The organism is Leifsonia stereocauli (genome assembly GCF_038432415.1).
Lineage (GTDB): Bacteria > Actinomycetota > Actinomycetes > Actinomycetales > Microbacteriaceae > Orlajensenia > Orlajensenia stereocauli.
Genome location: NZ_JBCAUN010000002.1, coordinates 871,324 through 893,398, shown reverse-complemented (window position 1 = coordinate 893,398; position 22,075 = coordinate 871,324). Strand labels below are relative to the sequence as shown.

Sequence of the window (22,075 nt, the reverse complement as noted above, 5' to 3'; positions counted from 1 at the left end):
CCATCATGCGCATCGCGGTCATCGGCGGTACCGGCCTCATCGGAACGCGACTCGTCTCCAGACTGCGCGCCGACGCTCACGACGTCGTCGCGGCATCGCGCGCGACCGGGGTCAACTCCTACACCGGTGAGGGCCTCGCCGAAGCCCTCACCGGCGTTGAGACGGTGATCGACGTGTCGAACTCGGGGTACCTCGACGAACGTGAGGCGAACGAGTTCTTCTACGGGTCGACACTCAATCTGCTCACCTACGGGGCCGCGGCCGGTGTGGGTCATCACGTGGCGCTCTCGGTCGTCGGCACCGACAGGCTCGCCGGCACCGAGGGCGGCTACTTCGCCGCGAAGGCAGTGCAGGAGCAACTCGTGCGGGCATCCGGCCGCCCGTACTCCATCGTTCACGCGACGCAGTTCTTCGAATTCATCCAGAGCATCGCGGATGCCGCCTTCGTGCGCGGCGCCGTTCGAGTGTCGAACGCGTTCATCCAGCCGATGGCCGCCGATGACGTGGCCGCGGCGACGGCCTCGGTCGCTCTCGGCCGTCCGCTGAACGGACTGGCCGAGTTCGCGGGCCCGGAGCGATTCAGGCTCGCGGAGATCGTGCGACGGGGCCTGGACATCCGGCAGGACCCACGCGAGGTCGTGGCCGATCCCCTGGCTCAGTACTTCGGCACGCTGCTCGAAGAAGATGAGCTGTTGCCGGGGCCGGGAGCGACCCTGGCCTCGACGCGGATCACGGACTGGCTCGCTGACGCGCCCACGGTGAGCGCCTGAGACGCGTCCGTCCGTGGGTCCGTCCGTCCGAATACCGCACACATCATCGAGTCTGCTTGTGCATAACCCCGTGAACAATCGTCATCTTGTGCTAATCTGGACTCACTCTCAAGTACCCGTGCCGCGACCTTGATGGAGTACCGGATGACCACATCCATCCCCTGCGTCCCGGGCACGACTGTCGCGACCGGGCTCGACCTGATCCTCGACCGGCTCGATGAAGCCGTCACCGCGCGAACCGCTGAGAATCGGGCGCAGGCACGGCTGTGGACGGCGTTGGCGGAACTGTTGCGGTTGGCGCGAGCGAACCCGCACATCTACCTCCGCACCACCGGCACCGGGCAACCCGACGCGATCGCTCTCGCCGAGGACGTCGCCGCCTACGACGCCGGGTTGCGGTTGCGGATGTCCTCCGGGCAGGTGCGTCACCTCGCCCACCGCGCCCAGACCCTCGAAGACCGGATGCCGCACCTGCACGCCGCCTTCACCACCGGCACCACCACGGTCGCCCACGTGAACACCGCGCTGGACCTCCTGGTCGGGTGGGACGACCCCGCCGGGGTGTCGTCCTTCGACCAGCAGCTCGCCGACCCCGCCACCACCGCGACAGTGGTCGTGTTCCGGCGCGCCACCAGATCCGCGCCGACCTCGCCGCTGGCTGGCTCGCCGGCGACGACACCCCCACCGCCGCGACCATCCACCCCATCCTGCTGATCCCGGCCCTGTCCCTCCTCGGCCACGGCACCGAACCGATCGAACTGCGCGGCTACGGACGCATCGACCCGGTCAGCGCCGCCCGCCTCCTCACCGCCGCCCCCGCATTCCGGCGGGTGTTCACCGACCCGATCAGCGGCGAGAAACTCACCTACGACCGCACCCGGTACCGCCCGACCCAGGCACAACGCGACTGGGTGGCGATCCGGTTCGAGGACTGCATCGACCCCACCTGCGCCCGCCCCGTCACCGACACCGACATCGACCACCTCGACGAATGGGCCCGCGACGCAGGCCCCACCAACGAGGACAACCTCCACCCCCTCTGCGACACCGGCAACCGACGCAAGAATCTCAGCCGCATCCACAACCAACGCCAACCCGACGGAACAGTCAGCATCACCACCCCCACCGGCTACACCGTCACCACCGAAGCCGCACCTTTCTAGAGCCCGAACATCACTCACGGGCGCTTCGAACACGCGCTCCGCGCGGTCCTCAGCGAGCAGGACCTCAGCGACGGGCCGTCACCCCTCGAATCGCAGCGGCGTCCATCCGACCGGACGAGGCCCGCGCACATCAGCACGCTCCCGATCGGCCCGCGCCGACCAGCCCTGCGCTTCGTCGACGCCGGGCGCTCCGACGACCCCGCGCGCCACTCGTAACCCGACGTCCTCGAGCACCGCATCCGGGGCACTTCCCCGCCGAACCGACGCCCGCAGGCTCCACTCCCGATCGGCCCACCCGCCACCGCGCAGACTGCGATAGTCGCCGTAGCGCGCGGTGTCGGCGTAGTCCCAGCACCACTCCCAGACGTTCCCGAGGGTGTCGAACAGGCCGAATGCATTCGGCTCCCTACCTGCCACGGGCTGAGGCCCGGCAATGTCGTCGCCCGCCGACCACGCGATATCGCCGAGCGCGCCATACCTCGGCTCGGTGGAGCCTGCGCGGGCAGCGAACTCCCACTCGGCCTCGGTCGGCAGGCGGAAGCCGTCGGCGCTCACGTCCCAGCTCACGGAGCGGCCGTCGATGAGATAGGCACGACGCAGGCCGACGGCATCCGACACCGCGTTGCACCAGATCACGGCTTCGAACCAGGTGACCGGATGCCGGGGAGCCGTGTCGCCGCTGCCTTCGGGCGAGCCCGGCACCGACGCCCACTCGTGCGCGGTCACCGCCGTGCGCCCGATCTCGAACGCCTGCAGCTCGACCGTCCGCATCGACTCCGAGCGTGCATCGCGCAGCTCGATCACGCCGGCCGGCACGGGGATCAGAGTGGGCACAGCGGGCAGCGCGGGTCGACCGGGCTGCTCCGAGTTGGTCGCGGGCACGGCCCCACGCTACCCGCGCGCGCACCACCCGGCATCGAGCACCCGCTGGTCGGTTGGCACCCCGCTTCGACCGCGGACTTCGTCCGGGCCTCAGCGAACGGCCTCTGCCACCTCGATCAGCACCTTGCCGACGACGCCACCCTCGACGGCATCGTGCGCCGCCGCCGTCTGCTCCAGCGGGTAGCGGTGAACGGGCAGCCCAGTCTCGTCGCCGATGCCCAATGCTCCGTCGGCGGCCGCCGCCGTGATGGCAGCACCTGCCGCGGCCCATGCCGCGGGTCCCATCGTGTAGATCAGCACGAACTGGTAGCGCAGGTTGAGCGAGATCGCCCGCCCGAACTCGATCGTGAGCGGCACGCCCCCGTCGTTGCCGTAGCTCGCGATGGTGGAGCGCGGATGCGTCACGGCCTGGTCGAGCGCGGCGTTGGCACCGGCCGCCACCTCCACCACGATGTCGACGCCGTCGGGAGCGAGAGCACGGATCTGCTGCTCGGCATCAGGATCTCGATAGCTGACGACGTGGTGCGCGCCGGCGGCTGCGGCGAGCGCGGCCTTGTCGGCTCCGCTCACCGTGGTGATCACGGTGGCGCCGGCCCAGCGCGCGAGCTGGATCGCCGCGTGGCCGACGGCGCCGGCTCCTCCGGCGACGAGCACGACGCGTTCGTCGAGGGCACCCGGTGCGAGCTGCGCCGGACCATCCTCGGCCACGGTCAGGGCGCGGTGTGCCGTCACCGCGGGAACGCCGAACACGGCGCCCTCGTCGAAGCTCACGGCATCCGGCAGCGGGAATGCCCGCGAAGCCAGGGTGATCGTGTACTCCTGCGCGGTTCCGGATGCCGGTCGCTGCCACGCGGAGATCCCCAGCCAGACGCGATCCCCGACCGCGAACTGCGAGACGCCGGGCCCGACCGCATCGACGATGCCCGCGCCGTCCTGGTTCGGGACGCTCTCGACGCCGGTCGGCGCCGCGTTCGACCCTCGCCGCGTCTTCCAGTCCGTGGGATTCACGCCCGAGACGATGATCCGCACCCGGATCTCTCCTGACCCCGGTTCCGCGATCTCACGCTCGGTCGATTCGAGCACCGACGAGTCGCCGGTCTGGGTGTACACGATTGCTCTCATGACGGATGCAACCAACCGGTCGTGCCGAGGATTCCTCGCGCGACGGAGGCCCCGCGCGTAGCATCGCCAGCATGAACGCGGCCAAGGACGACGCGACCACGCTCGAGATCGAAGGCCGTGAGGTGCGCATCAGCCACCCCGACAAGGTCGTCTTCCCCGAGCCCGGCCTCACCAAGCTCGACCTCGTGGAGTACTACCTCGCTGTCGCCGACGGTGCTCTGCGGGGAGCAGCCCACCGCCCCATGGTGCTGAAGCGCTTCGTGAAGGGCATCGACAAGGAAGCCTTCTTCCAGAAGCGCGCCCCCGAGTCCCGGCCATCGTGGATCGAGACCACCACCCTGCACTACGCCTCCGGAACCTCCGCCGAGGAGGTCGTCGTGACGGATGCCGCCTCCTTGGCGTGGGTGATCAACCTGGGCTGCATCGATCTCAACCCGCATCCGGTGCGTGCGTGGGACCTCGATCACCCCGACGAGCTGCGCGTCGATCTCGACCCGATGCCCGGAGTCGACTGGGCGCAGATCGTCGACGTCGCCTTCGTCGCCCGCGACGTGCTGACCGACTGCGGACTCGTCGGCTGGCCGAAGACCAGCGGGTCGCGCGGCCTGCACATCAACGTGCGGATCGAGCCGCATTGGAGTTACCGCGAGGTGCGTCTCGCCGCCGAGACTCTGGCCCGCGAGGTGGAGAACCGTGCTCCCGGACTCGCGTCGGCGCACTGGTGGAAGGAGGAGCGGGGAGCGAGCGTCTTCGTCGACTTCAATCAGAACGCGAAGGACCGCACTGTCGCGTCGGCGTACTCGATCCGCGCCCTGCCCGACGCTCGTGTCTCGACGCCGCTCACCTGGGACGAGGTGCGCGATCGACGACCCGAGGAGTTCACCGTCGCCACGATGCTCACCCGGTACACGGAACGCGGCGACGTCGCGGCCGGTATCGATGACGCTGTCGGCAGTCTCGACGGCCTCCTGGCGCTGGCCGAGAAGCTGGGTCCGGCCGAGAAGGCTCCTGCGTCGGCGAAGGCTGGCCCTGCGAGCCCCGGGGGCCCTGGCGGATCCGACGGCTCGGGCCGGAGACAGTCATCCATGCCGCTCATCGAGATCGCCCGGGCGAAGACCAAGGAGGAGGCCATCGCCGGCCTCGAGAATTGGAAGGCACGGCATCCGGAGGTCGTCGCCCACCTCGAGCCGGCAGACGAACTCGTCGACGGCATGCGCGGCTCGAGCTCGCTCTGGTACCGCATCCGCGTGAATCTCCAACACGTGCCTGAGGCGATGCGCCCTGAGCAGGCAGCTCTCGAGGTCGACTACGACCCCTGGGCGGGGCGCGGCTGAGCCGAGCGGTCACCTCCGGTTCTTCCCCTCGTCACCTGGGACCCCTAGTTTGGGGGACAGGGGTGAATCGCACGCATCGCTCCGTCCGCATCGCCCACGAAGGAGTCAGCATGCCCGCCAGACGTTCGATCCCGATCGCCATCGCCGCCACCGTGATCGGAGGCCTGCTCACCGCCACCGTCGGCATCGGCGCCGCGACGGCCGCCACGACGAGCTCCACGAGCGCGAACCAGCGCACAGCGTCGGCAGCCGCATCCGCCCTCCCCGCAGCCACGAACCTGCGCGTCGCCACCTTCAACCTCTCGCTCAACCGTGGTGCCCCCGGCCAGCTCGAAGCCGACCTCGCCGCGGGAACCAACGCGCAGGCGCGAACAGTGGCCGAGATCATCCAGCGCGCGAACCCCGACATCGTGCTGCTGAACGAGTTCGACTATGTTCCGGATGGCCGGGCCACCGACGCCTTCCGCAGCAACTACTTGGCCGTCGGGCAGAACGGTGCGAACCCGGTCGACTACCCGTACGCCTACACGGCGCCGTCGAACACCGGCATCCCGAGCGGCTTCGACCTCAACAACGACGGAACAGTGGGCGGCGGAGACGACGCCTTCGGCTTCGGCGTCTTCGAGGGGCAGTACGGCATGGCCATCCTGTCGAAGTTCCCGATCCTCACCGACAAGGTGCGCACCTTCCAGAAGTTCCTCTGGAAGGACATGCCCGGTGCCCTCCTCCCCGACGACCCGGCCACCCCGGCGGCGAACGACTGGTACTCCCCCGACGAGCTGAAGGTGGTGCGCCTCTCGAGCAAGTCGCACTGGGACGTGCCCGTGAAGGTCGGCAAGGCGACAGTGCACGTGCTCGCTTCCCACCCGACCCCGCCCACCTTCGACGGACCCGAAGACCGCAACGGCCGTCGCAACCACGACGAGATCAGGTTCTGGGCCGACTACATCTCCCCGCTCAAGAGCCGCTACATCACCGATGACGCCGGCAAGCGCGGCGGACTCTCGCTGCTCTCGCCCTTCGTCATCCTCGGCGACCAGAACGCCGACCCGCTCGACGGCGACTCGGTCGACAGCGCGATCCAGCAGCTGCTCGACAACTGGCGCATCACGGACCCTCGGGCCACGTCGGCCGGCGCACCCGAGGCTTCAGCGCTGCAGGGCGGCGCGAACGCCACCCACCAGGGCGATCCGAAGTACGACACCGCCGACTTCGCCGACACCGCCCCGGGCAACCTGCGCGCCGACTACGTGCTGCCGTCGCGAGGACTGCTCCAGGTGCGCGACGCCGGCGTGTTCTGGCCGACGCAGTCCGATCCGCTGTCGGCGCTCACCGGAGTCTTCCCGTTCCCGAGCAGCGACCACCGCCTCGTGTGGGTCGACCTGCGGGTTCCGCGTCTCGTGGGCCTGTTGGGCTGACGGATGGCGCGAGCCTGAGCCTGAACCTGAGCCGCCAGTGCCCTACTCCCTCGAGCACCCCGTCGTCGTGGACTTCCCGCTCCGCGGCGAGGGGTGGCTCGCTGTCACGACGCCTGCCACCCGCGTGCCGAGCCACGGCGTCGACGTGCTCGGGCAGACGTACGCCTACGACTTCCTCAAGGTCGATGACCGGCCGGGCGGTCACTTCAGCCCGGCGGGTGGCCTACGCGGCAACCTCGTCGGAGTTCGTGCGCGCGACTGCTACGCGTGGGGAGCATCCGTTCACGCCCCCTGCGACGGCGTCGTCGTGCGAGCGACCGACGGCATGGCCGAGCGCGAGTGGATCCATCCCGTGCGCGAGATCACCCGCATGACGTGGAACGGACTCACCTTCACCCCGGCGAAGCTCGGCGCCATCATGGGCAACCACGTGCTGCTGAAGCTCGATGCCGGTGCGTTCACCGCGGGCGCGACGGATGCCGCCCGCGACGTCTTCGCCGGGTTCGCACACCTGCAGCCGGGCAGCGTGAGCGTCGTCGACGGCCAGCGCGTGCGCAGGGGCGATCTGCTCGGCCGCGTCGGCCACACGGGCAACTCCACCTCGCCGCACCTGCACTTCCAGCTGATGGACTCAGCCGACCTGCTGCACGCGCACGGCATCCCCTGCGCCTTCAGTGCCTACGAGGTGCAGCGCGACGCGGCCTGGGAGCGGGTGACGGATGCGATCCCCGGCAGCAGGGACCGCATCCGTTCGACCCCCGCTCGCTGAGGGCCGAGCGAAGCGACCGCCCGAAGCGCCCTCGGCAGCGGCCCACTACGAAGCGCTTCGACCGCGGGCTTCGCCCGGGCCTCAGCGACCGAGACTGCGTCCGGGCGTCAGCGACCGGATGTGACCGGCACCGAGCCCGTCGGCGCCTCGTCGTCGACGGCAGCCGTCGACTCAGCCGCATCCGTCCCCGCCTGCCCCTTCGGCCGACGGATGAACGCGATCGCGATCACCGTGCCCACGAGCATGGCGACCGCCGAGCACAGGAATGCTGCCGAGTACCCGTCCACGAGGGCGCCCATCGAGTCGGGCACCGATGCGTCGCGCATCGCCGAGGCGTAGGCCGTCGCGAAGATCGAGAGGCCGATCGATCCGCCGATCTGCATCGCGGCGTTCGCGGTGGCGCTCGCGGCTCCGGCATCGTGCGGGGCGACACCGGCGAGAGCCAGGTTCTGCATCGGGATGAACAGCATCGCCATGCCGATCCCGAGCAGCACGAGAGCGGGCAGCACCTGCACGACGTAGCTGCCGTCGACCGTGATGAGGCTGAGGTAGCCGAGCCCGACGGCAGCGATCAGCGTGCCGCCGATCATCAGCGGGCGCGGACCCCAGGTCGAGAGCACCTTTGTCGCGAGCGGCGCGCAGAGCGAGATGACCACAGGCAGCGGCAGAGTGGCGAAACCGGCCACGAGAGGCGAGAGGCCGAGCACGATCTGCAGGTGGAAGGTGAGGAAAACCATCGCGCCGATCATCACGCTGCCCGCGATGGCCTGCAGCAGGAAGGCCCCGCCCCGCACCTTGTCGAGCACGATGCGGAGCGGCAGCAGGGGCTGGCCAACGCGCGACTCGATCCAGACGAAGGCCACGAGCAGCACGACGCCGACCGCGATGAAGCCGACCGTGCCGACAGAGGTCCAGCTGTCCTCGGCGAGGGTGAAGCCGTAGACGAGCGAGCCCAGGCCGAGCGTCACAGTGACGACGCCGGGGATGTCATAGCGGTTCTCTCCCTCGGCTCGGCTCTCGGTCACGAGGATGGCGCCGGCGATGAAGGCGATGATCACGACGGGCACGTTCACGAGCAGGCACCAGCGCCAGTCGGCGACCTCCGTCAGCAGTCCGCCGAGCAGCATGCCGACGCCGGCACCGGCACCGGCGACGGCGCCGAAGACGGCGAACGCCTTGTTGCGGTCGCGTCCGCTCGGGAAGGTCACCGTGAGCAGCGCGAGTGCGGCCGGCGCCATGAGGGCGGCGAACACCCCCTGCAGCCCGCGGGCCAGGATGAGCTCGGTGCCGTTCTGGGCGATGCCGCCGATGACGGAGGCGATGCCGAACCCGACCATGCCCACGAGGTAGGTGCGCTTGCGGCCCCAGTAGTCGGCGATGCGGCCGCCGAGCAGCAGCAGCGCACCGAAGGCGAGGGCGTAGCCGGTGACGACCCACTGACGTTCGGAGTCGGTCAGCCCGAGTTCCTGCTGCGCCTGCGGCAGCGCCATGTTCACGATGGTGCCGTCGAGGACGACGATGAGTTGAGTGAGCGCGAGGGTGACGAGCACCCACCAGCGACGAGAGGTTGACGAAGACATGGGCGTGGCCCGCTTTCCGATTGAGTATGTGTGATCACGGGGTTTCCAGCCCGGATCACGCCCCTGAATCGGTGACGCGACCACACCGACGAAGAATGTCGGTCGAACGTTCAGGTTACCAGCTTCCGTTCCAACGCCGCCCGCTCCGCCGCATTCCTGCACAGCCCCAGCGCCTCGAGCAGCGCGGCTCGTCCCTCCTCGCGGCGCCCCATCCGCAGCAGCAGTTCGCCGCGGACCGCCGGCAGCAGGTGCGACCCTGCCAACTCGCCGCGCTCGGCGATGGAGGCGACGACGGCCAGGCCATCCGCCGGTCCGGAGTCCATCGCGACGGCGACGGCACGGTTGAGCTCGATGATCGGCGACGGCGCGAGACGCCCGAGTGCCTCGTAGAGGATGACGATGCGCTGCCAGTCGGTCTCGCCGACGGATGCCGCCACGGCATGGCACTCGGCGATCGACGCCTGCAGCCCGTACGCCCGCAGACCCCCGGCCGGGCTCACAGCGCGGGTGAGGGCTGCCCGACCCCGCCGGATCGCGGCATGATCCCAGAGGCTGCGGTCCTGGTCCTCGAGCAGCACCGGGCTGCCCGAGGCGTCGAGCCTGGCGGGGAAGCGGGCGGCGGTGAGCTCCATCAGCGCGAGCAGGCCGAAGACCTCGGGGTCGGGCTGCAGCTGCGCCAGCACGCGGGCGAGCCGCAGGGCCTCGCTCGCGAGTTCTGAGCGCATCCACGCGTCCCCAGCCGAGGCGTAGGAGCCCTCGGTGAAGATCAGGTAGATGACCTGCAGCACGGAGCTCAGGCGTTCGGGGATCTCAGCGGCATCCGGAACCCCGAAGGGGATCTGCGCCGCGGCCAGGGTCTTCTTGGCGCGGGTGATGCGCGCCTGAACCGTGGGCCCCGGTACGAGCAGGGCCTGGGCGATCTCGTCGGTGGTGAGGCCGCCGACGACGCGCAGGGTGAGCGCGAGCCGCGACTCCTTCGAGAGCACGGGGTGACAGGCGATGAACATGAGCGCGAGCACGTCGTCGTCGATCCCGTCGGGGTCGAACAGGGCGTCGGCACCGGGCGTCGACTCGTCGAGATCACGGGCGAGCACGGCGTAGCGCTCGTCGCGACCCGATCGCCGACGGAACGCATCGATGGCCCGCCGACGGCCGACAGTGAGGAGCCACCCCGTTGGCTGAGTCGGCACGCCGTCGACGGACCACGAGACGAGCGCCTCGGCCAGGGCCTCCTGCGCGAGGTCCTCGGCCAGGGAGAAGTCGCCGGTGTACCGGGCGAGGGCGCCGACGATGCGTGCGGACTCGATGCGCCACACGGCTTCGACGGCGCTCCGCGCCTCGGTAGAGCTCACCACGCGATCAGCACCACGCGATCAGAGCTGCCCGGTCTGCTCGCGCCAGGCGCGCTCCTTCTGGATCCAGATGTTGTCCTGCGGGAACTCGTCGATCGACGGCACACGACGGATCTCGGTCTTGGTCCCCTCGGTGTACGGCGCGCGCTTGGCCCACTCCACGGCCTCCTGCTGCGAGGCGACGTCGAGGATGTAGAAGCCGTTGAAGAGCTCCTTCGTCTCGCCGTACGGGCCGTCGCTCACCACAGGCGTGTCGCCGGTGAAGTCCACGACGACGCCGGTGCTCGGGTCGTCGAGGCCTTCGGCCGCGAGCAGCACGCCCGCGTGGATGAGCTCGTCATTGAACTTGCCCATGGCGTCGAGAAGGTCGGCGAAGTCGGCTTCGGCGAACTTCGTCGCCGTCTCGTCGCTCGTGCGCATGATCAGCATGTACTTGGCCATCGTCGTTCTCCTTGTTCTGAAAGGTCGCTCTTCGACCTTCTCACTCCAAGGTCGAACGGCGCGATGGGGAATCGACACGGGCGCCGAGAAAATACCCCGCTCGCCGAGGGCCGAGCGAAGCGACCGCCCGATGCGCATTCAGGGAACGGATGCGCTGACCATCCATTCAGGTGGTCAGATCGTGCTCCTCCTCCGAGTCCACGTACTCGAGCAGATCCCCGGGCTGACACTCCAGCACCCGGCACATGGCGTCGAGCGTGCTGAACCGCACCGCCTTCGCCCGGCCGTTCTTCAACACGGCGACATTCGCCGGCGTGAGGCCGACCCTCTCGGCGAACTCGCCGACACTCATCTTGCGCTTGGCGAGTTCGACGTCGATGCGAACGACGATCATCAGATGACGTCCTCCATGTCGGCCTGCAGCACGGTGGCCTGCCTCAGCAGAGCCCGCAGCACGACCACCGTGAGCACCACGACACCGCCGATCAGCACCAGCCCGAACAGCAGCATGGGAGTGCCCGGGTCGCGCAGCTCCGGCGTGAAGTAGATGATGCCCACGATGAGGGCCGAGACACCGGCGAGTAGAGCCCAGCCGACGACGAGGGCCCACACGATCCCGTCGACCCAGCCGAACGACTCGTTGCTGAAGATGCGATCGGCCCGCACCAGGGTGAGCAGCCGCCAGGTGCACACGATCACGACCTGGATGCAGAGCACCTCGACGACGGCGAACGCGAGGAGCAACCACGGAACCGGCCCGAGATCCGGGTTCTGCTCGGCCATGTACCGGAACTGGCCCGGCAGGCTGAACGTCTGAGCGACGACCAACCCGGCGAAGACGAGCACCAACAGCACTCTGAGCGGGACGACGACTCGATCAATGCTTCTCATGCATTGATTAATACGCGATTTCTATCGTTTGTCAATCGATTAGTGAAACCGAATAGAGATCTCAGCCCTGGAAATCCTCGGGATCCACGTGCTCGAGGAACTCCTTGAACTCCTCGAGCTTCTCCTCGTCCTCGGCGACGTCGACGAGTTCTGCCGGGATCCCTGCCTCCTCGACCACCGCATCCGCCACCCAGATCGGCGCATTGAAGCGCGCGGCGAGCCCGAGAGAGTCGGATGGCCGCGCGTCGATGACGCGGCGCCCGGATGGCGTCATCAGCGTGATCTCTGCGTAGAAGGTGCCGTCCTCGATGCGGGTCACGTCCACCCGCTCGACCTCGGCCCCGAGGGTCTCGAGCACGGTCTTCATGAGGTCGTGCGTGAGCGGCCGCGGAGGTTCCTCGCCCTGCGTGGCGATGAGGATCGACGTCGCCTCCAGCTCGCCCACCCAGATGGGCACGACCCGGCCTTCACCGGGCTCGTCGAGCACGGGCTTCAGCAGGATGATGTGCTGCAGCGCCGAATCGAGCGCCACCCCGAGGATGCGCACCTGCACCATGACGCCTCCCCTCGGAGTCTGCGGCCTGAGATCACCGGTCGATAGTGCCATGGTAGATCCGGATGCCGTGAGCCCGCCCCGTGTTCAGCGCGCCCGTGTTCAGTGCACCGGTGTTCAGTGCGCCGATGCTCAGGGCAGCAGATCGTCGGGCACGACCACGCGCGCGTCGTCCCACGGTTCGGCCCAACCCAGCTCGTCGAACATGCGCGACAACACCATGGCGGTGAAGCCCCAGATGAGCCGCCCGTCCACCGTGAACGCCGGCGATCGATAGGTGCGCTCTCCCAGCGTGTGCGACGTGATGGCGCGGTTCGAGGGCAGGAGGAGGTCGGCCACAGGCACCCTGAAGACGTCGACGGACTCGTCGTGATCGACGGCGGCGACCTCCGAAGGATGCGTCCACCACGCCGGTACCGGGGTGACGAGGTGTCGGCTCACCGGCACCGGGAACGGGGGCAGGGTTCCGAGAGGCTCGATGCCGTCGGGGTCGAGGCCGGTCTCCTCGACGGCCTCGCGCAGGGCTCCGGCGATGGGTCCGTCGTCGGAAGCCTCGAGTCGGCCGCCGGGGAACGCGATCTGCCCGGCGTGCGTGCGCAGCGTCGAGGCGCGACGCAGCAGCAGCACATCGAGGTCGCCGCGCACGGGTCCGTCCGCCCGCGCGGGCTGGTCGTCGAGCACGCCGAACAGCACGAGCACCGCCGCTGGACGCAGCGTCGCCGACCCGAGCATCGCCCGCTGCAGGTCGGCGTGCCAGTCGAGCGGACGCCCGCACAGCGCCTCGAGTTGGGAGCGCGGGCCGTCGTCGGCTGGGATCATGGGTCCAGCCTAGGCAGGTCGGATCTTCTTCAGCTCCTGCGCGAGCATCACGATGATGCCGCTCGGACCGCGCACGTACGTGAGCTTGTAGATGTCCTCGTAGGTTGCAACGCCGCGCAGCGGGTGACATCCGTGCTTCGCGGCGATCGCGAGGGCATCGTCGATGTCGTCGACCGAGAAGGCGACGCGATGCATGCCGATCTCGTTGGGAAGAGTGGGCTCCGTCTCGATCGCATCGGGGTGGATGTACTCGAAGAGCTCGATGGCGCCGTGACCGTCCGGCGTCTGGAGCACCGCGATCCTGGCGTGGTTCCCGTCGAGGCCGACGGCGGTCTCGGCCCACTCGCCGCTGACGGTGTCACGGCCGGCGACGGTCAGCCCGAGGTCGGTGAAGAAGGAGATCGCGGCTTCGATGTCGCGAACGGCAATGCCGACGTTCTCGAGCTTGATGGGCATACCTTGCATGCTACTCACCGACCACTGAGGGTCGCGTCCCTAGCCTCAGCTGTGCCTCTGATGAGAGGCTGGCGACAGAGCGAGCGGCATCCTGTCGCTCCCGAGCGAATCGGAATCGAGGCCGCCATGCCCGTCTCCACCAGCCCCGCCGAGATCACGATGGAGCCCAGCGAGGCCGCATCCATCGCCCCGGAGGTCATCCCTGCAGCGGCCCTCCTGATCGGCACCAAGGGCACCCGCCGCTTCGTCGGCCGGGAGCACGGAGCCGGGATCTCGTACTTCTTCGTCGACGCCGAGCCCGGCGACGGGCCGGACCTGCACTGGCATCCGTACACCGAGACCTGGTTCGTCATCGAGGGCACTGCGCGCATCAGCGTCGGTACGGCCACCCTCGTCGCGAACGCCGAGGACACGGCCACGGTTCCGGCCGGCGTGTGGCATGGTTTCAAGAACGCTGGCACCGGGCGCCTCCGCATCCTCTGCATCCACGCGTCGGACACGATCATCCAGACCTGGGCCGACTGAGCCCCGACCACGAAGGAGTAACGCATGACGTTCCAGGCCTACCTCGACAACATCGAGGCCAAGACCGGGCTCACCCCGCGCCAGTTCCTCGAGCTCGCGCACGAGAAGGGCTTCGACGAGACCACTAAGGCGGCTCCGATCCTGGCGTGGCTGGCGGAGGACTACCAACTGGGCAAGGGCCACGGCATGGCGCTCGTGCACGTGATCACCAAGGGCCCGCAGATCAGCCAGAAGCACGTGAACACCGGCACTGCTCACAGCGATCCGAGCGACACGCTCTGGCTCGACGGGGCCGCTTCGAACCCCGCCACGACATAGGGCTCAGCCCGCGCTCGGGCAGTACAGCTGCGTCGGCACCCGCTGGTCGCTCGACCGCTCGATGCGGTGCTCCGACATCGGGTGGTGGCAGAGCGGACACGACGGATCGGCAGGACGGATGTCGGGACCCTCGGGGCGACCGATGCCCACCTGCGCGGGTCCGGTGAACGTGCGCACCACGTCGTTGGCCTTCTCGTAGAAGCGCCAGAACCTGCTGCCCATCTCTCCAGCCCCATTTCGTTCGTGTACTAATCATTAGGGTAGCAGGTAGTCTGGGCGCATGAGCAGTTCAGCCCAGACCCTCAGCCCGCAACCCGACGTTCTCGCCCTCGAGAACCAGGTCTGCTTCGCCCTCGCGGTGGCCGCGCGCGGGGTCATCGGCCTCTACCGCCCCGTGCTCGAACCGCTCGGGTTGACGCATCCGCAGTACCTCGTCATGCTCGCGCTCTGGGAGCGCAGCCCCCGTACCGTGCGCGACCTCGGCGATGCCCTCCAGCTCGAGCCGGCCACGCTGTCGCCGCTGCTGAAGCGCCTCGAGACTCAGGGCTACATCGCCCGCGATCGGAACCCGGCCGACGAGAGGGCCTTGAACATCACGCTGACGGATGCCGGAGCCCGGCTGCGCGAGCAGGCCCTGGGCGTTCCTCCCCAGATCGTGGCCAGGCTCGGCGTCGAGCTCGACGAGCTCGAGCGCCTCCGGTCCCAGCTCACCGACGTGATCGCCGCGGTACGCGCGACGCGCTGAGCGGCATCCGTCGTCGTCGGGGAATCGGCGGGCGGCAACGTACCCTTTCAGAGTGCGCATTTTCGACACAGCGCGCGCAATTCATTCGAGCAAGAGGTGGTGCGACGTGAGCGACGTCTCGTCTTTGGAGACATTCGATCGACGGGAGTCGGAGGTTCGGGGCTACATCCGTTCCTTCCCCGTGGTCTTCGACAGTGCCCGAGGATCCGTGCTGACGGCCGCCGACGGCCGCGAGTTCCTCGACTTCTTCGCCGGCGCCGGAGTTCTGAACTACGGCCACAACAACCCGGCCTTCACGCGCGCGCTCATCGAGTACCTCGAGCACGACGGCATCATCCACGGCCTCGACATGGCCACGAGCGCCAAGAAGGGCTTCATCGAGGCCTTCGAGAAGCTCGTGCTCGAGCCGCGCGGCTTCGACTACAAGCTGCAGTTCACGGGGCCGACCGGCGCCAACGCCGTCGAAGCCGCGCTCAAGGTCGCTCGCCAGGCCACCGGCCGCTCGAACGTCGTAGCGTTCACCAACGCCTTCCACGGCCTGAGCCTCGGCGGCCTCGCCGCCACCGGCAACAGCCACTACCGCGAGGCGGCGGGCATCGCGCTCGACAACGTCACGCGGCTGCCGTTCGACGGCTACCTCGGCGAGGGCGTCGACACCCTCGACCTGTTCGAGAAGATGCTCGGCGACCCCGGCAGCGGTCTCGACCTGCCCGCGGCAGTCATCGTCGAGGCCGTGCAGGGCGAGGGCGGCATCAACGTCGCGAGCTCCGCCTGGCTCCAGCGCCTGCGCCAGCTCACCGCCGACAACGGCATCCTGCTCATCCTCGACGAGATCCAGTCGGGCATCGGTCGCACGGGATCGTTCTTCGCCTTCGAGGAGTCCGGCATCGTTCCCGACATCGTCACCGTGTCGAAGTCGATCTCAGGCTCGGGCCTGCCGATGTCGCTCGTGCTTCTGCGCCCCGAGGTCGACGTCTGGAAGCCGGGTGCCCACACGGGAACGTTCCGCGGCAACAACCTCGCCTTCGTCTCGGCTCGGGTCGCCCTCGAGGAGTACTGGACGGATGCCGCCCTCACCGACGGCGTGAAGGCCAAGTCGGCGGTGCTGAGCGATGCGCTCGCACGCCTCGCCGCCGCGCACCCGTCGCTCGGCGCCGTCGTGCGCGGACGCGGCCTGATGTACGGCCTCGCCATCGACAGCGACCGCACCCTCGCCGGCCGCATCTCGAAGGAGGCATTCACGCGCGGCCTCATCATCGAGACCTCCGGCGCCCACGACGAGGTGCTCAAGTTCCTCCCCGCCCTCACCATCAGCGACGACGAACTGGCTCGCGGCCTGCAGATCGTCAGCGACAGCCTCGACGCGGTGCTCTGAGCGCCCCAGGCACTCCCATGAGCAGCATCCCGCGCAGGGTCCTCACCGCTGCACTCGCCGTCAGCCTGGCCGCGGCATCCGTCGCCGGAGTCGCCATGGCGGCGGACGCCGGAACGGATGCGACGACCACCGCGGGTGCGACGACCACATGGAGCGCATCAGCAGCCTCCGCCGCCGCGAAGAAGGTCACGCTGCCCCCGGTGAACGGGCGCTTCGACTACCAGCTCGGCGGCGCATACACACCGGCGTCATCCGTGAGGATCGTCGCCCGTGATAGCACAGCGGAGCCGGCGACCGGGAAGTACAACATCTGCTACGTCAACGCTTACCAGACCCAGCCCGACGACGTGAAGACCTGGTCGGGCAGGAACAGCGACCTGATCCTGCGCAACAGCAAGGGCGTGAAGGTCGGCGATCCCGAATGGGACGAGTACCTGCTCGACACCTCGACAGCCGCCAAGCGCACGCGCATCGCCGCCATCATGAACTCATGGATCGACGGGTGCGCCGAGAAGGGCTTCCAGGCGATCGAGCCGGACAACCTCGACTCCTGGACCCGCTCGAAGAGCGCCGGAAAGCAGTTGCTGACCAAGGCGCACAACGTGGCCCTCGCGCAGCTGCTCGCCGCCCACGCGCACGGCAAGGGCCTGGCCATCGCCCAGAAGAACACGCCGCAGCTCGGCACGGCAGGCAAGAAGACCGTCGGCTTCGACTTCGCCATCGCGGAGGAGTGTCAGATGTACACGGAGTGCGCTGCCTACACGAATGTCTTCGGCCGCAACGTCATCGAGATCGAGTACACCGACAACCCGAAGTCGGCCTACACGACGGCCTGCAAGAAGCAGGGCACGACGATCTCGGTGATCCTCCGCGATCGCGACGTGGTGGCCAAGGGCAAGCCGGACTACGTCTACAAGTCCTGTTGAACGCGCTCGCGCGGCACCGCTTGTAGGCTGCACCCGTGCGCATCCGCCCCATCGATCTCGTCGACGTGCTCGTCTACCTGGTCATCCTCGGCCTCTTCGTCCAGTTCTTCCCGGCGGTGATCTCCGAGTCGTTCCTGCTCTCGCTGCTGACGGCAGTGCTGCTGAAGGTCGCGCTCGAGGTCGTCGTGGCACTGAAGACGCGGGTCGTGGCGCGCGTTCGGGCTGCGACGACGCTGCCCGGGCGCGCTGTCGCGGCGGCCCTGCTGTTCGTGGTCGCCGCCGGCAGCAAGTTCGTCATCCTGTGGCTCACCGACCTGCTCTTCGGCGACGCCGTGTACCTCGGCGGCTTCCTTCCCGTCACCCTCCTGATCATCACGCTGATGCTCGCGCGCGTCGGTGTGCGCCGTCTGGTCGAACGGCCGGCGGCCACCTGACCCACCCGCTCGCTGGGCGCGGACGAAGTCCGCGGCCGAAGCGCACCCACCACCCGCTCGCAGAGGCCCGGACGACGTCCGCGGTCGAAGCGCACCCACCACCCGCTCGCAGAGGCCCGGACGAAGTCCGCGGCCGAAGCGCACCCAGTGCAGGGGCCAACGCCCCCGGACGGTCAATCGACCGATCCGATCCGGGCTAATCTGACGCAGTGAAACTCGCATCGCGGCGACGTTTGACGCTCATCGGCGTCTCCCTCGCCCTCCTCGCCCTCGGCGCCGGCGTCGCCTCCCAGGTATCCGACGCACTCGGCCTGCAGAGCCAGCCCTCGGTGGGCATCCCCGTCGAGAACCTCAGCGTCGCACCGGCCTCAGCCGTCGTGCTGCCACCCGAATTCACCGGCATCGACGCCCCCGACGACCTGCGCGTGACCACCGCCGTCGACGAACTGCGCGACGCCGTGGCCGACGCCCGAGCGACATCCGGAACAGCGACCCTCACCGTGAGTTTCGACAGTGTCGACGCATCCGGAGAGAGCTACTCCGTCTCGGGCAGTCCCACCGACATCCGCATCTCGGCGGCCTCGCGTGGCGGTGCGGTCCTGGGCGTCTACGACCTGGCCACCGCCGTGCGCGCCGGGCGGCCCGTCACCGAGAACCTCGGCCGCACGGTCGACTCCAAGCTGCCGTTCCGAATGGTCGATCTCGGGGCTGTCGGAATCGAGCCGGATGCCGAAGCCCACACTGCCGGCACCGACTACTCCCACAACTCCAACGCCTTCAAGGACGTGATGCTCGCCGACGCTCCCTACATCGACGAAGCGGCTCTTGCCGTCGCGACGACGGAGTTCGAGGAGTACGTGCGACACACCGTCGCGCTCGGCTACAACGCGATCGCCGTGCCGGGCTTCATCGAGTTCATCACCTTCGACGGCGTCGGCGACGGCACCGAGGTGTACGCCGCCGACGACCAGCACCGCGCACGCGCTGACGCCATGCGCGCCGCTTTCGAGCCCATGCTCGAGTACGCCGACGACCTCGGCATGAAGGTGTACTTCCGCACCGACATGCTGGCTCTCACGACCCCGCTCGAGAACTATTTCGATCGCACCTTCGGCGGCCTCGCCACCGAGGACCCGGCATTCTGGGACGTCTACCGCGCCGGCCTGGACGAGCTCTACGCAGCCATGCCGTCAGTAGACGGTGTGCTCATCCGCATCGGCGAGGCCGGGCAGGTGTACGACCTCCCGGGCTGGGACTACTACTCCAAGCTCGCCGTCACGTCGGTAGCATCGGTTCGCGCGATGCTCACGACGTTCAGCGACCAGGCGGAGGCATCCGGGCATGAGGTCATCTTCCGATCGTGGAGTGTCGGCGTGGGCGCCGTCGGCGACATGCACGTCGATCCGGCGTCGTACGCGCAGGTGCTCGACGGGATCGACTCCCCCGCCCTGATCGTCTCGACGAAGCACACCCTCGGCGACTTCTACAGCTACCTGCCGATGAACACGACGCTGGAGTCCGGGTCGCAGCGCCGCATCATCGAGTTCCAGAGTCGACGCGAATTCGAGGCTTATGGGGCACTGCCCAACGACCTCGGCGTGCTCTATCAGCAGGCGCTGGAGCACTTCATCGCCGCGAATCCGAACGTCGAGGGCATCTGGACCTGGACGCAGGACGGCGGGCCGTGGCGCGCCGGCCCTCTGACCCTCGAGCTGAAGGCGGGCTTCTGGCAGCTGTACGAGCTGAACACCCGTCTCGCCGCGAGCCTCGCACGCGATCCGGACGCCGACCCTGCCGAGCTCACCGCCGACTGGATCCGCCAGTGGTTCTCCGACGACCCGGCGACGGTCGAGGCCATCGGCGCGGCCATGGCGGAATCGCGCGCGGCCGTCACCAAGGGGCTGTACATCGGGCCGTTCGCCGATCAGCGGGTCCGAGCTCTGGGTCTCGAGCCACCGCCCATGATGTGGATCTTCGAGTGGGACATCCTCACGGGCGACAGCGCGGTGCTCGACGTGATCTACCACGTGAGCAAGCCTGAACTCGAGCAGGCCATCGCCGAGGGCGACGCCGCGGTCGAGACGGCGAAGTCCATGCGCGATGCCATCGCGGCGACGGATGCCGGCACCTGGCGCGACGACACGCTGCGCGAGCACTTCGTCGACACCCTCGACTACCAGGTGAACCTGTTCCAGACCCTCGGCTCGTACCGCACGATGGTGCTGCGCCATGCGCAGTGGCTCGATACGGGGTCGGATGCCGCCTACAGCGAGTGGGCGCAGGCGAAGACCGCGTTCCAGGGCTTCGCGGCCGTGCACGAGGCGAACTACGCGGGCGACGTCGACCTCCCCGCCTACAACCTCACGGCCGCGCGCATCGGCATGGAGCGCGCGACCCTCGACCTGCCGATGGCCTGGCTGGCGCGCGTGGTCCTGGTGCTCCTCGGCCTCTGGCTCGCCCTCGGGATCCTCGCGGGTCGCGCCCCCTTCTCCCGCTGGCCCGGCGCCACTGCGGCACGCGCGCTCTGGCTCGTCGGAACACGACCCTGGCGGGCGACGGATGCCGTGGCCGGGTTGTCGAGACTCTCGAAGGTGTTGCTCGTGGTCGTGCCCGCGGCGCTCCTCGTGGTCAGCCGCGGCATCCTGACATGGTTCATCGCGCCGACGCACCTGCTCTTCACCCTCGCGGCGTGGCTCGTCTTCGCCGCCGGCATCGCCCTCGTGATGAGGAAGCTGTCGCCGTGGCCGATCATCGCCGCCGCCGGTGGCGCCATCGCATTGCGGGTGATCCTGCTCCTTGCTGTGCTCGCCGTGCGCGGGCCCGGCTACTACTGGTTCGGCTTCTGGACCGACCCGCTCGCCCGGACGCTGTACATCACGGTGGCGTTCGCGCTGTTCGCCTGGGTGCTGGTGGCTGTCGGCTGGTCGCTGGCGGGCCAGATCGGCGGGCGCCGGGCGACGGGGGCCGTGCTCGGCTCGAGCGGACTCGTACTCGTGCTGCTCGGCGGCTTCCTCGGGGTGGTCGGCCTCGAACAGGCACTCACGATCTGGAACGACCAGATGGCGCTGCTGCCGTGGGGCCTCTCGCGCATCCTCGGCCTGACGGTCTACCTCGAGATCCCGGCGTCGACGCCGTGGTACGCCGCAGCCTTCGGTGCCCTGCTCCTGGTGATCGGAGCGCTGCTGGCGCTGCGCTGGCGGCGCACACCCGCCAGCCCGCTTCCCGCTCGCTGAGGCCCGGACGAAGTCCGCGGCCGAAGCGCCTACACACCCGCCGCGGCCCCGCTCGAGTCACTCCACCAGCGCCTGCGTCCCCAGGACCACCGCGAGCGCCAGCTTCTCGGCATCCGCAGTGCCGGGCTCAGCTGTGTAGACCATGAGCCGCAGGTCGTCCGCGGCGACGACAAGGGTGTCGCAGTCGAGCGTGATGTGGCCGACGGTCGGGTGGTCGATGACCTTGCGCCGCGCCAGCTCGCGAGGCCTCTCGAGCTCGCCGTGCTCCCACAGCTCCACGAACCGAGCGCTCTGCGCGCTGAGCTCGCCGATGAGCCCACCGAGCGCGCGATCGGCGGGATACCGCGACGCCGTCAGCCGCAGGTCGCTGACCATTCGCGCCTCCAGCTCGGCCGTCTCCTCAGGCGTCTGCACGGCGCGGTTGCCCGGCCCGACGAGGTTGCGCCACACGGCATTCCTCTCGATGCCGCGCAGCTTCGAGGTGTCGCCCATGAGCGCGTCGTACGGAGCGTTCGCCACGATCAGCGTCATGCTGGCGTCGTAGACCGCGACCGGCGTGTTCGCCAGCCGGTCGAGCAGTCGCTGCACGCTCGGCGGAATGCGCGTCGGAACGATGTCGAGCCCGGGAGCGGCGTGGCCGGCCAGCTGGAAGAACAGTTCGCGCTCGGCATCCGACAGCCGCAGCCCCCGGGCGAGAGCCTCGACGACCTGGGCCGAGGGCGAGGTCGACCGGCCCTGCTCGAGGCGCGTCAGGTAGTCGGTGGAGATTCCGGCGAGTGCGGCGAGCTCCTCCCGACGCAGACCAGAGGCCCGCCGCCGACCGCCGACGGGAACACCGGCACTCTCGGGCGTCACGCGATCACGCCAGCGGCGCAGCATCCGTCCGAATTCCCAGTCCATGCGTCCAGTCTGCGCGCCCGGTCGGCGCTTGTCCTAGCCCTGGTAGTCCTACGACAACCGAACGACTGC

Annotated in this window: 25 protein-coding genes; 13 read left to right on the top strand and 12 right to left on the bottom strand. The window is 69.0% G+C overall.

Annotated elements, in window-relative coordinates:
• Positions 1–5 precede the first annotated feature (5 nt).
• The 3 genes from AADV74_RS13060 (at position 6) to AADV74_RS13050 (ending at position 1,933) form a co-directional block, all read left to right on the top strand.
• Positions 6–770, top strand: a complete 765-nt coding sequence (locus AADV74_RS13060) for an SDR family oxidoreductase (RefSeq protein WP_342114741.1) — start codon at positions 6–8, stop codon at positions 768–770.
• Positions 771–914: 144 nt separating this feature from the next.
• A complete protein-coding gene (locus AADV74_RS13055; RefSeq protein WP_342114739.1) occupies positions 915–1,484 on the top strand; it encodes a 13E12 repeat family protein in 570 nt (189 codons plus the stop codon).
• A 116-nt stretch (positions 1,485–1,600) separates the two neighbouring features.
• On the top strand, positions 1,601–1,933 hold the full coding sequence (locus AADV74_RS13050) for an HNH endonuclease signature motif containing protein (RefSeq protein WP_342115197.1): 333 nt from the start codon (positions 1,601–1,603) through the stop codon (positions 1,931–1,933).
• Between the two features lie 78 nt (positions 1,934–2,011).
• Here AADV74_RS13050 and AADV74_RS13045 read toward each other — a convergent pair whose 3' ends face one another.
• On the bottom strand, positions 2,012–2,815 hold the full coding sequence (locus AADV74_RS13045) for a formylglycine-generating enzyme family protein (RefSeq protein WP_425287300.1): 804 nt from the start codon (positions 2,813–2,815) through the stop codon (positions 2,012–2,014).
• 90 nt (positions 2,816–2,905) lie between these two features.
• On the bottom strand, positions 2,906–3,937 hold the full coding sequence (locus AADV74_RS13040; protein WP_342114737.1) for an NADPH:quinone reductase: 1,032 nt from the start codon (positions 3,935–3,937) through the stop codon (positions 2,906–2,908).
• 71 nt (positions 3,938–4,008) lie between these two features.
• Between AADV74_RS13040 and ligD the strand changes: the two genes are divergently transcribed.
• The 3 genes from ligD (at position 4,009) to AADV74_RS13025 (ending at position 7,458) form a co-directional block, all read left to right on the top strand.
• A complete protein-coding gene (ligD, locus tag AADV74_RS13035; protein WP_342114735.1) occupies positions 4,009–5,271 on the top strand; it encodes a non-homologous end-joining DNA ligase in 1,263 nt (420 codons plus the stop codon).
• Between the two features lie 110 nt (positions 5,272–5,381).
• Positions 5,382–6,689, top strand: a complete 1,308-nt coding sequence (locus AADV74_RS13030) for an endonuclease/exonuclease/phosphatase family protein (protein ID WP_342114733.1) — start codon at positions 5,382–5,384, stop codon at positions 6,687–6,689.
• 37 nt (positions 6,690–6,726) lie between these two features.
• Entirely contained in the window at positions 6,727–7,458 is a 732-nt protein-coding gene (locus AADV74_RS13025) for a M23 family metallopeptidase (RefSeq protein WP_342114731.1), read from the top strand.
• Positions 7,459–7,565: 107 nt separating this feature from the next.
• Here the strand turns inward: AADV74_RS13025 and AADV74_RS13020 are convergent, their stop codons facing one another.
• The 8 genes from AADV74_RS13020 to AADV74_RS12985 form a co-directional block, all read right to left on the bottom strand.
• Entirely contained in the window at positions 7,566–9,038 is a 1,473-nt protein-coding gene (locus AADV74_RS13020; protein ID WP_342114729.1) for an MFS transporter, read from the bottom strand.
• Between the two features lie 110 nt (positions 9,039–9,148).
• A complete protein-coding gene (locus tag AADV74_RS13015) occupies positions 9,149–10,390 on the bottom strand; it encodes an RNA polymerase sigma factor (RefSeq protein WP_342114726.1) in 1,242 nt (413 codons plus the stop codon).
• Positions 10,391–10,411: 21 nt separating this feature from the next.
• Positions 10,412–10,831 (bottom strand): YciI family protein, encoded by a 420-nt coding sequence (locus tag AADV74_RS13010; RefSeq protein WP_342114724.1) that lies wholly within the window; start codon positions 10,829–10,831, stop codon positions 10,412–10,414.
• Between the two features lie 166 nt (positions 10,832–10,997).
• Positions 10,998–11,228 carry a helix-turn-helix domain-containing protein gene (locus tag AADV74_RS13005; RefSeq protein WP_342115194.1) on the bottom strand — a complete coding sequence of 77 codons (231 nt, stop codon included), beginning with the start codon at positions 11,226–11,228 and terminating at the stop codon, positions 10,998–11,000.
• Positions 11,225–11,722 carry a DUF2975 domain-containing protein gene (locus tag AADV74_RS13000; protein WP_342114722.1) on the bottom strand — a complete coding sequence of 166 codons (498 nt, stop codon included), beginning with the start codon at positions 11,720–11,722 and terminating at the stop codon, positions 11,225–11,227. Before AADV74_RS13000 ends, AADV74_RS13005 begins: the two co-directional genes overlap by 4 nt.
• A 61-nt stretch (positions 11,723–11,783) precedes the next feature.
• Positions 11,784–12,278 carry a bifunctional nuclease family protein gene (locus tag AADV74_RS12995; RefSeq protein ID WP_342114720.1) on the bottom strand — a complete coding sequence of 165 codons (495 nt, stop codon included), beginning with the start codon at positions 12,276–12,278 and terminating at the stop codon, positions 11,784–11,786.
• Between the two features lie 129 nt (positions 12,279–12,407).
• Positions 12,408–13,094, bottom strand: coding sequence for an NUDIX hydrolase (locus tag AADV74_RS12990; protein ID WP_425287299.1), 687 nt, complete (start codon positions 13,092–13,094; stop codon positions 12,408–12,410).
• A 9-nt stretch (positions 13,095–13,103) separates the two neighbouring features.
• A complete protein-coding gene (locus tag AADV74_RS12985; protein WP_342114718.1) occupies positions 13,104–13,550 on the bottom strand; it encodes a VOC family protein in 447 nt (148 codons plus the stop codon).
• Between the two features lie 60 nt (positions 13,551–13,610).
• On the opposite strand from AADV74_RS12985, the gene AADV74_RS12980 reads away from it, so the two are divergent.
• Both AADV74_RS12980 and AADV74_RS12975 read left to right on the top strand, forming a co-directional pair.
• Complete coding sequence (locus tag AADV74_RS12980; RefSeq protein WP_342114716.1) at positions 13,611–14,075, top strand: cupin domain-containing protein; 465 nt, start codon at positions 13,611–13,613, stop codon at positions 14,073–14,075.
• Between the two features lie 24 nt (positions 14,076–14,099).
• On the top strand, positions 14,100–14,393 hold the full coding sequence (locus tag AADV74_RS12975) for a DUF4287 domain-containing protein (protein WP_342114714.1): 294 nt from the start codon (positions 14,100–14,102) through the stop codon (positions 14,391–14,393).
• A 3-nt stretch (positions 14,394–14,396) separates the two neighbouring features.
• On the opposite strand, the gene AADV74_RS12970 is transcribed toward AADV74_RS12975, so the two are convergent.
• Positions 14,397–14,615: a hypothetical protein gene (locus AADV74_RS12970; RefSeq protein WP_342114712.1), complete on the bottom strand. Its 219-nt coding sequence runs from the start codon at positions 14,613–14,615 to the stop codon at positions 14,397–14,399.
• 58 nt (positions 14,616–14,673) lie between these two features.
• On the opposite strand from AADV74_RS12970, the gene AADV74_RS12965 reads away from it, so the two are divergent.
• The 5 genes from AADV74_RS12965 (at position 14,674) to AADV74_RS12945 (ending at position 21,106) form a co-directional block, all read left to right on the top strand.
• Complete coding sequence (locus AADV74_RS12965) at positions 14,674–15,138, top strand: MarR family winged helix-turn-helix transcriptional regulator (RefSeq protein ID WP_342114710.1); 465 nt, start codon at positions 14,674–14,676, stop codon at positions 15,136–15,138.
• Between the two features lie 106 nt (positions 15,139–15,244).
• On the top strand, positions 15,245–16,513 hold the full coding sequence (gene ectB / locus AADV74_RS12960) for a diaminobutyrate--2-oxoglutarate transaminase (RefSeq protein ID WP_342114708.1): 1,269 nt from the start codon (positions 15,245–15,247) through the stop codon (positions 16,511–16,513).
• Positions 16,514–16,530: 17 nt separating this feature from the next.
• The gene (locus tag AADV74_RS12955; RefSeq protein ID WP_342114706.1) at positions 16,531–17,439 is read left to right on the top strand and encodes an endo alpha-1,4 polygalactosaminidase; all 909 of its coding nucleotides are present in this window, start codon (positions 16,531–16,533) and stop codon (positions 17,437–17,439) included.
• Positions 17,440–17,474: 35 nt separating this feature from the next.
• Complete coding sequence (locus AADV74_RS12950) at positions 17,475–17,873, top strand: hypothetical protein (protein ID WP_342114705.1); 399 nt, start codon at positions 17,475–17,477, stop codon at positions 17,871–17,873.
• Positions 17,874–18,082: 209 nt separating this feature from the next.
• Positions 18,083–21,106: a hypothetical protein gene (locus AADV74_RS12945; RefSeq protein WP_342114703.1), complete on the top strand. Its 3,024-nt coding sequence runs from the start codon at positions 18,083–18,085 to the stop codon at positions 21,104–21,106.
• A 57-nt stretch (positions 21,107–21,163) separates the two neighbouring features.
• Here the strand turns inward: AADV74_RS12945 and AADV74_RS12940 are convergent, their stop codons facing one another.
• Complete coding sequence (locus tag AADV74_RS12940) at positions 21,164–22,006, bottom strand: helix-turn-helix transcriptional regulator (protein ID WP_342114701.1); 843 nt, start codon at positions 22,004–22,006, stop codon at positions 21,164–21,166.
• Positions 22,007–22,075: the final 69 nt, after the last annotated feature.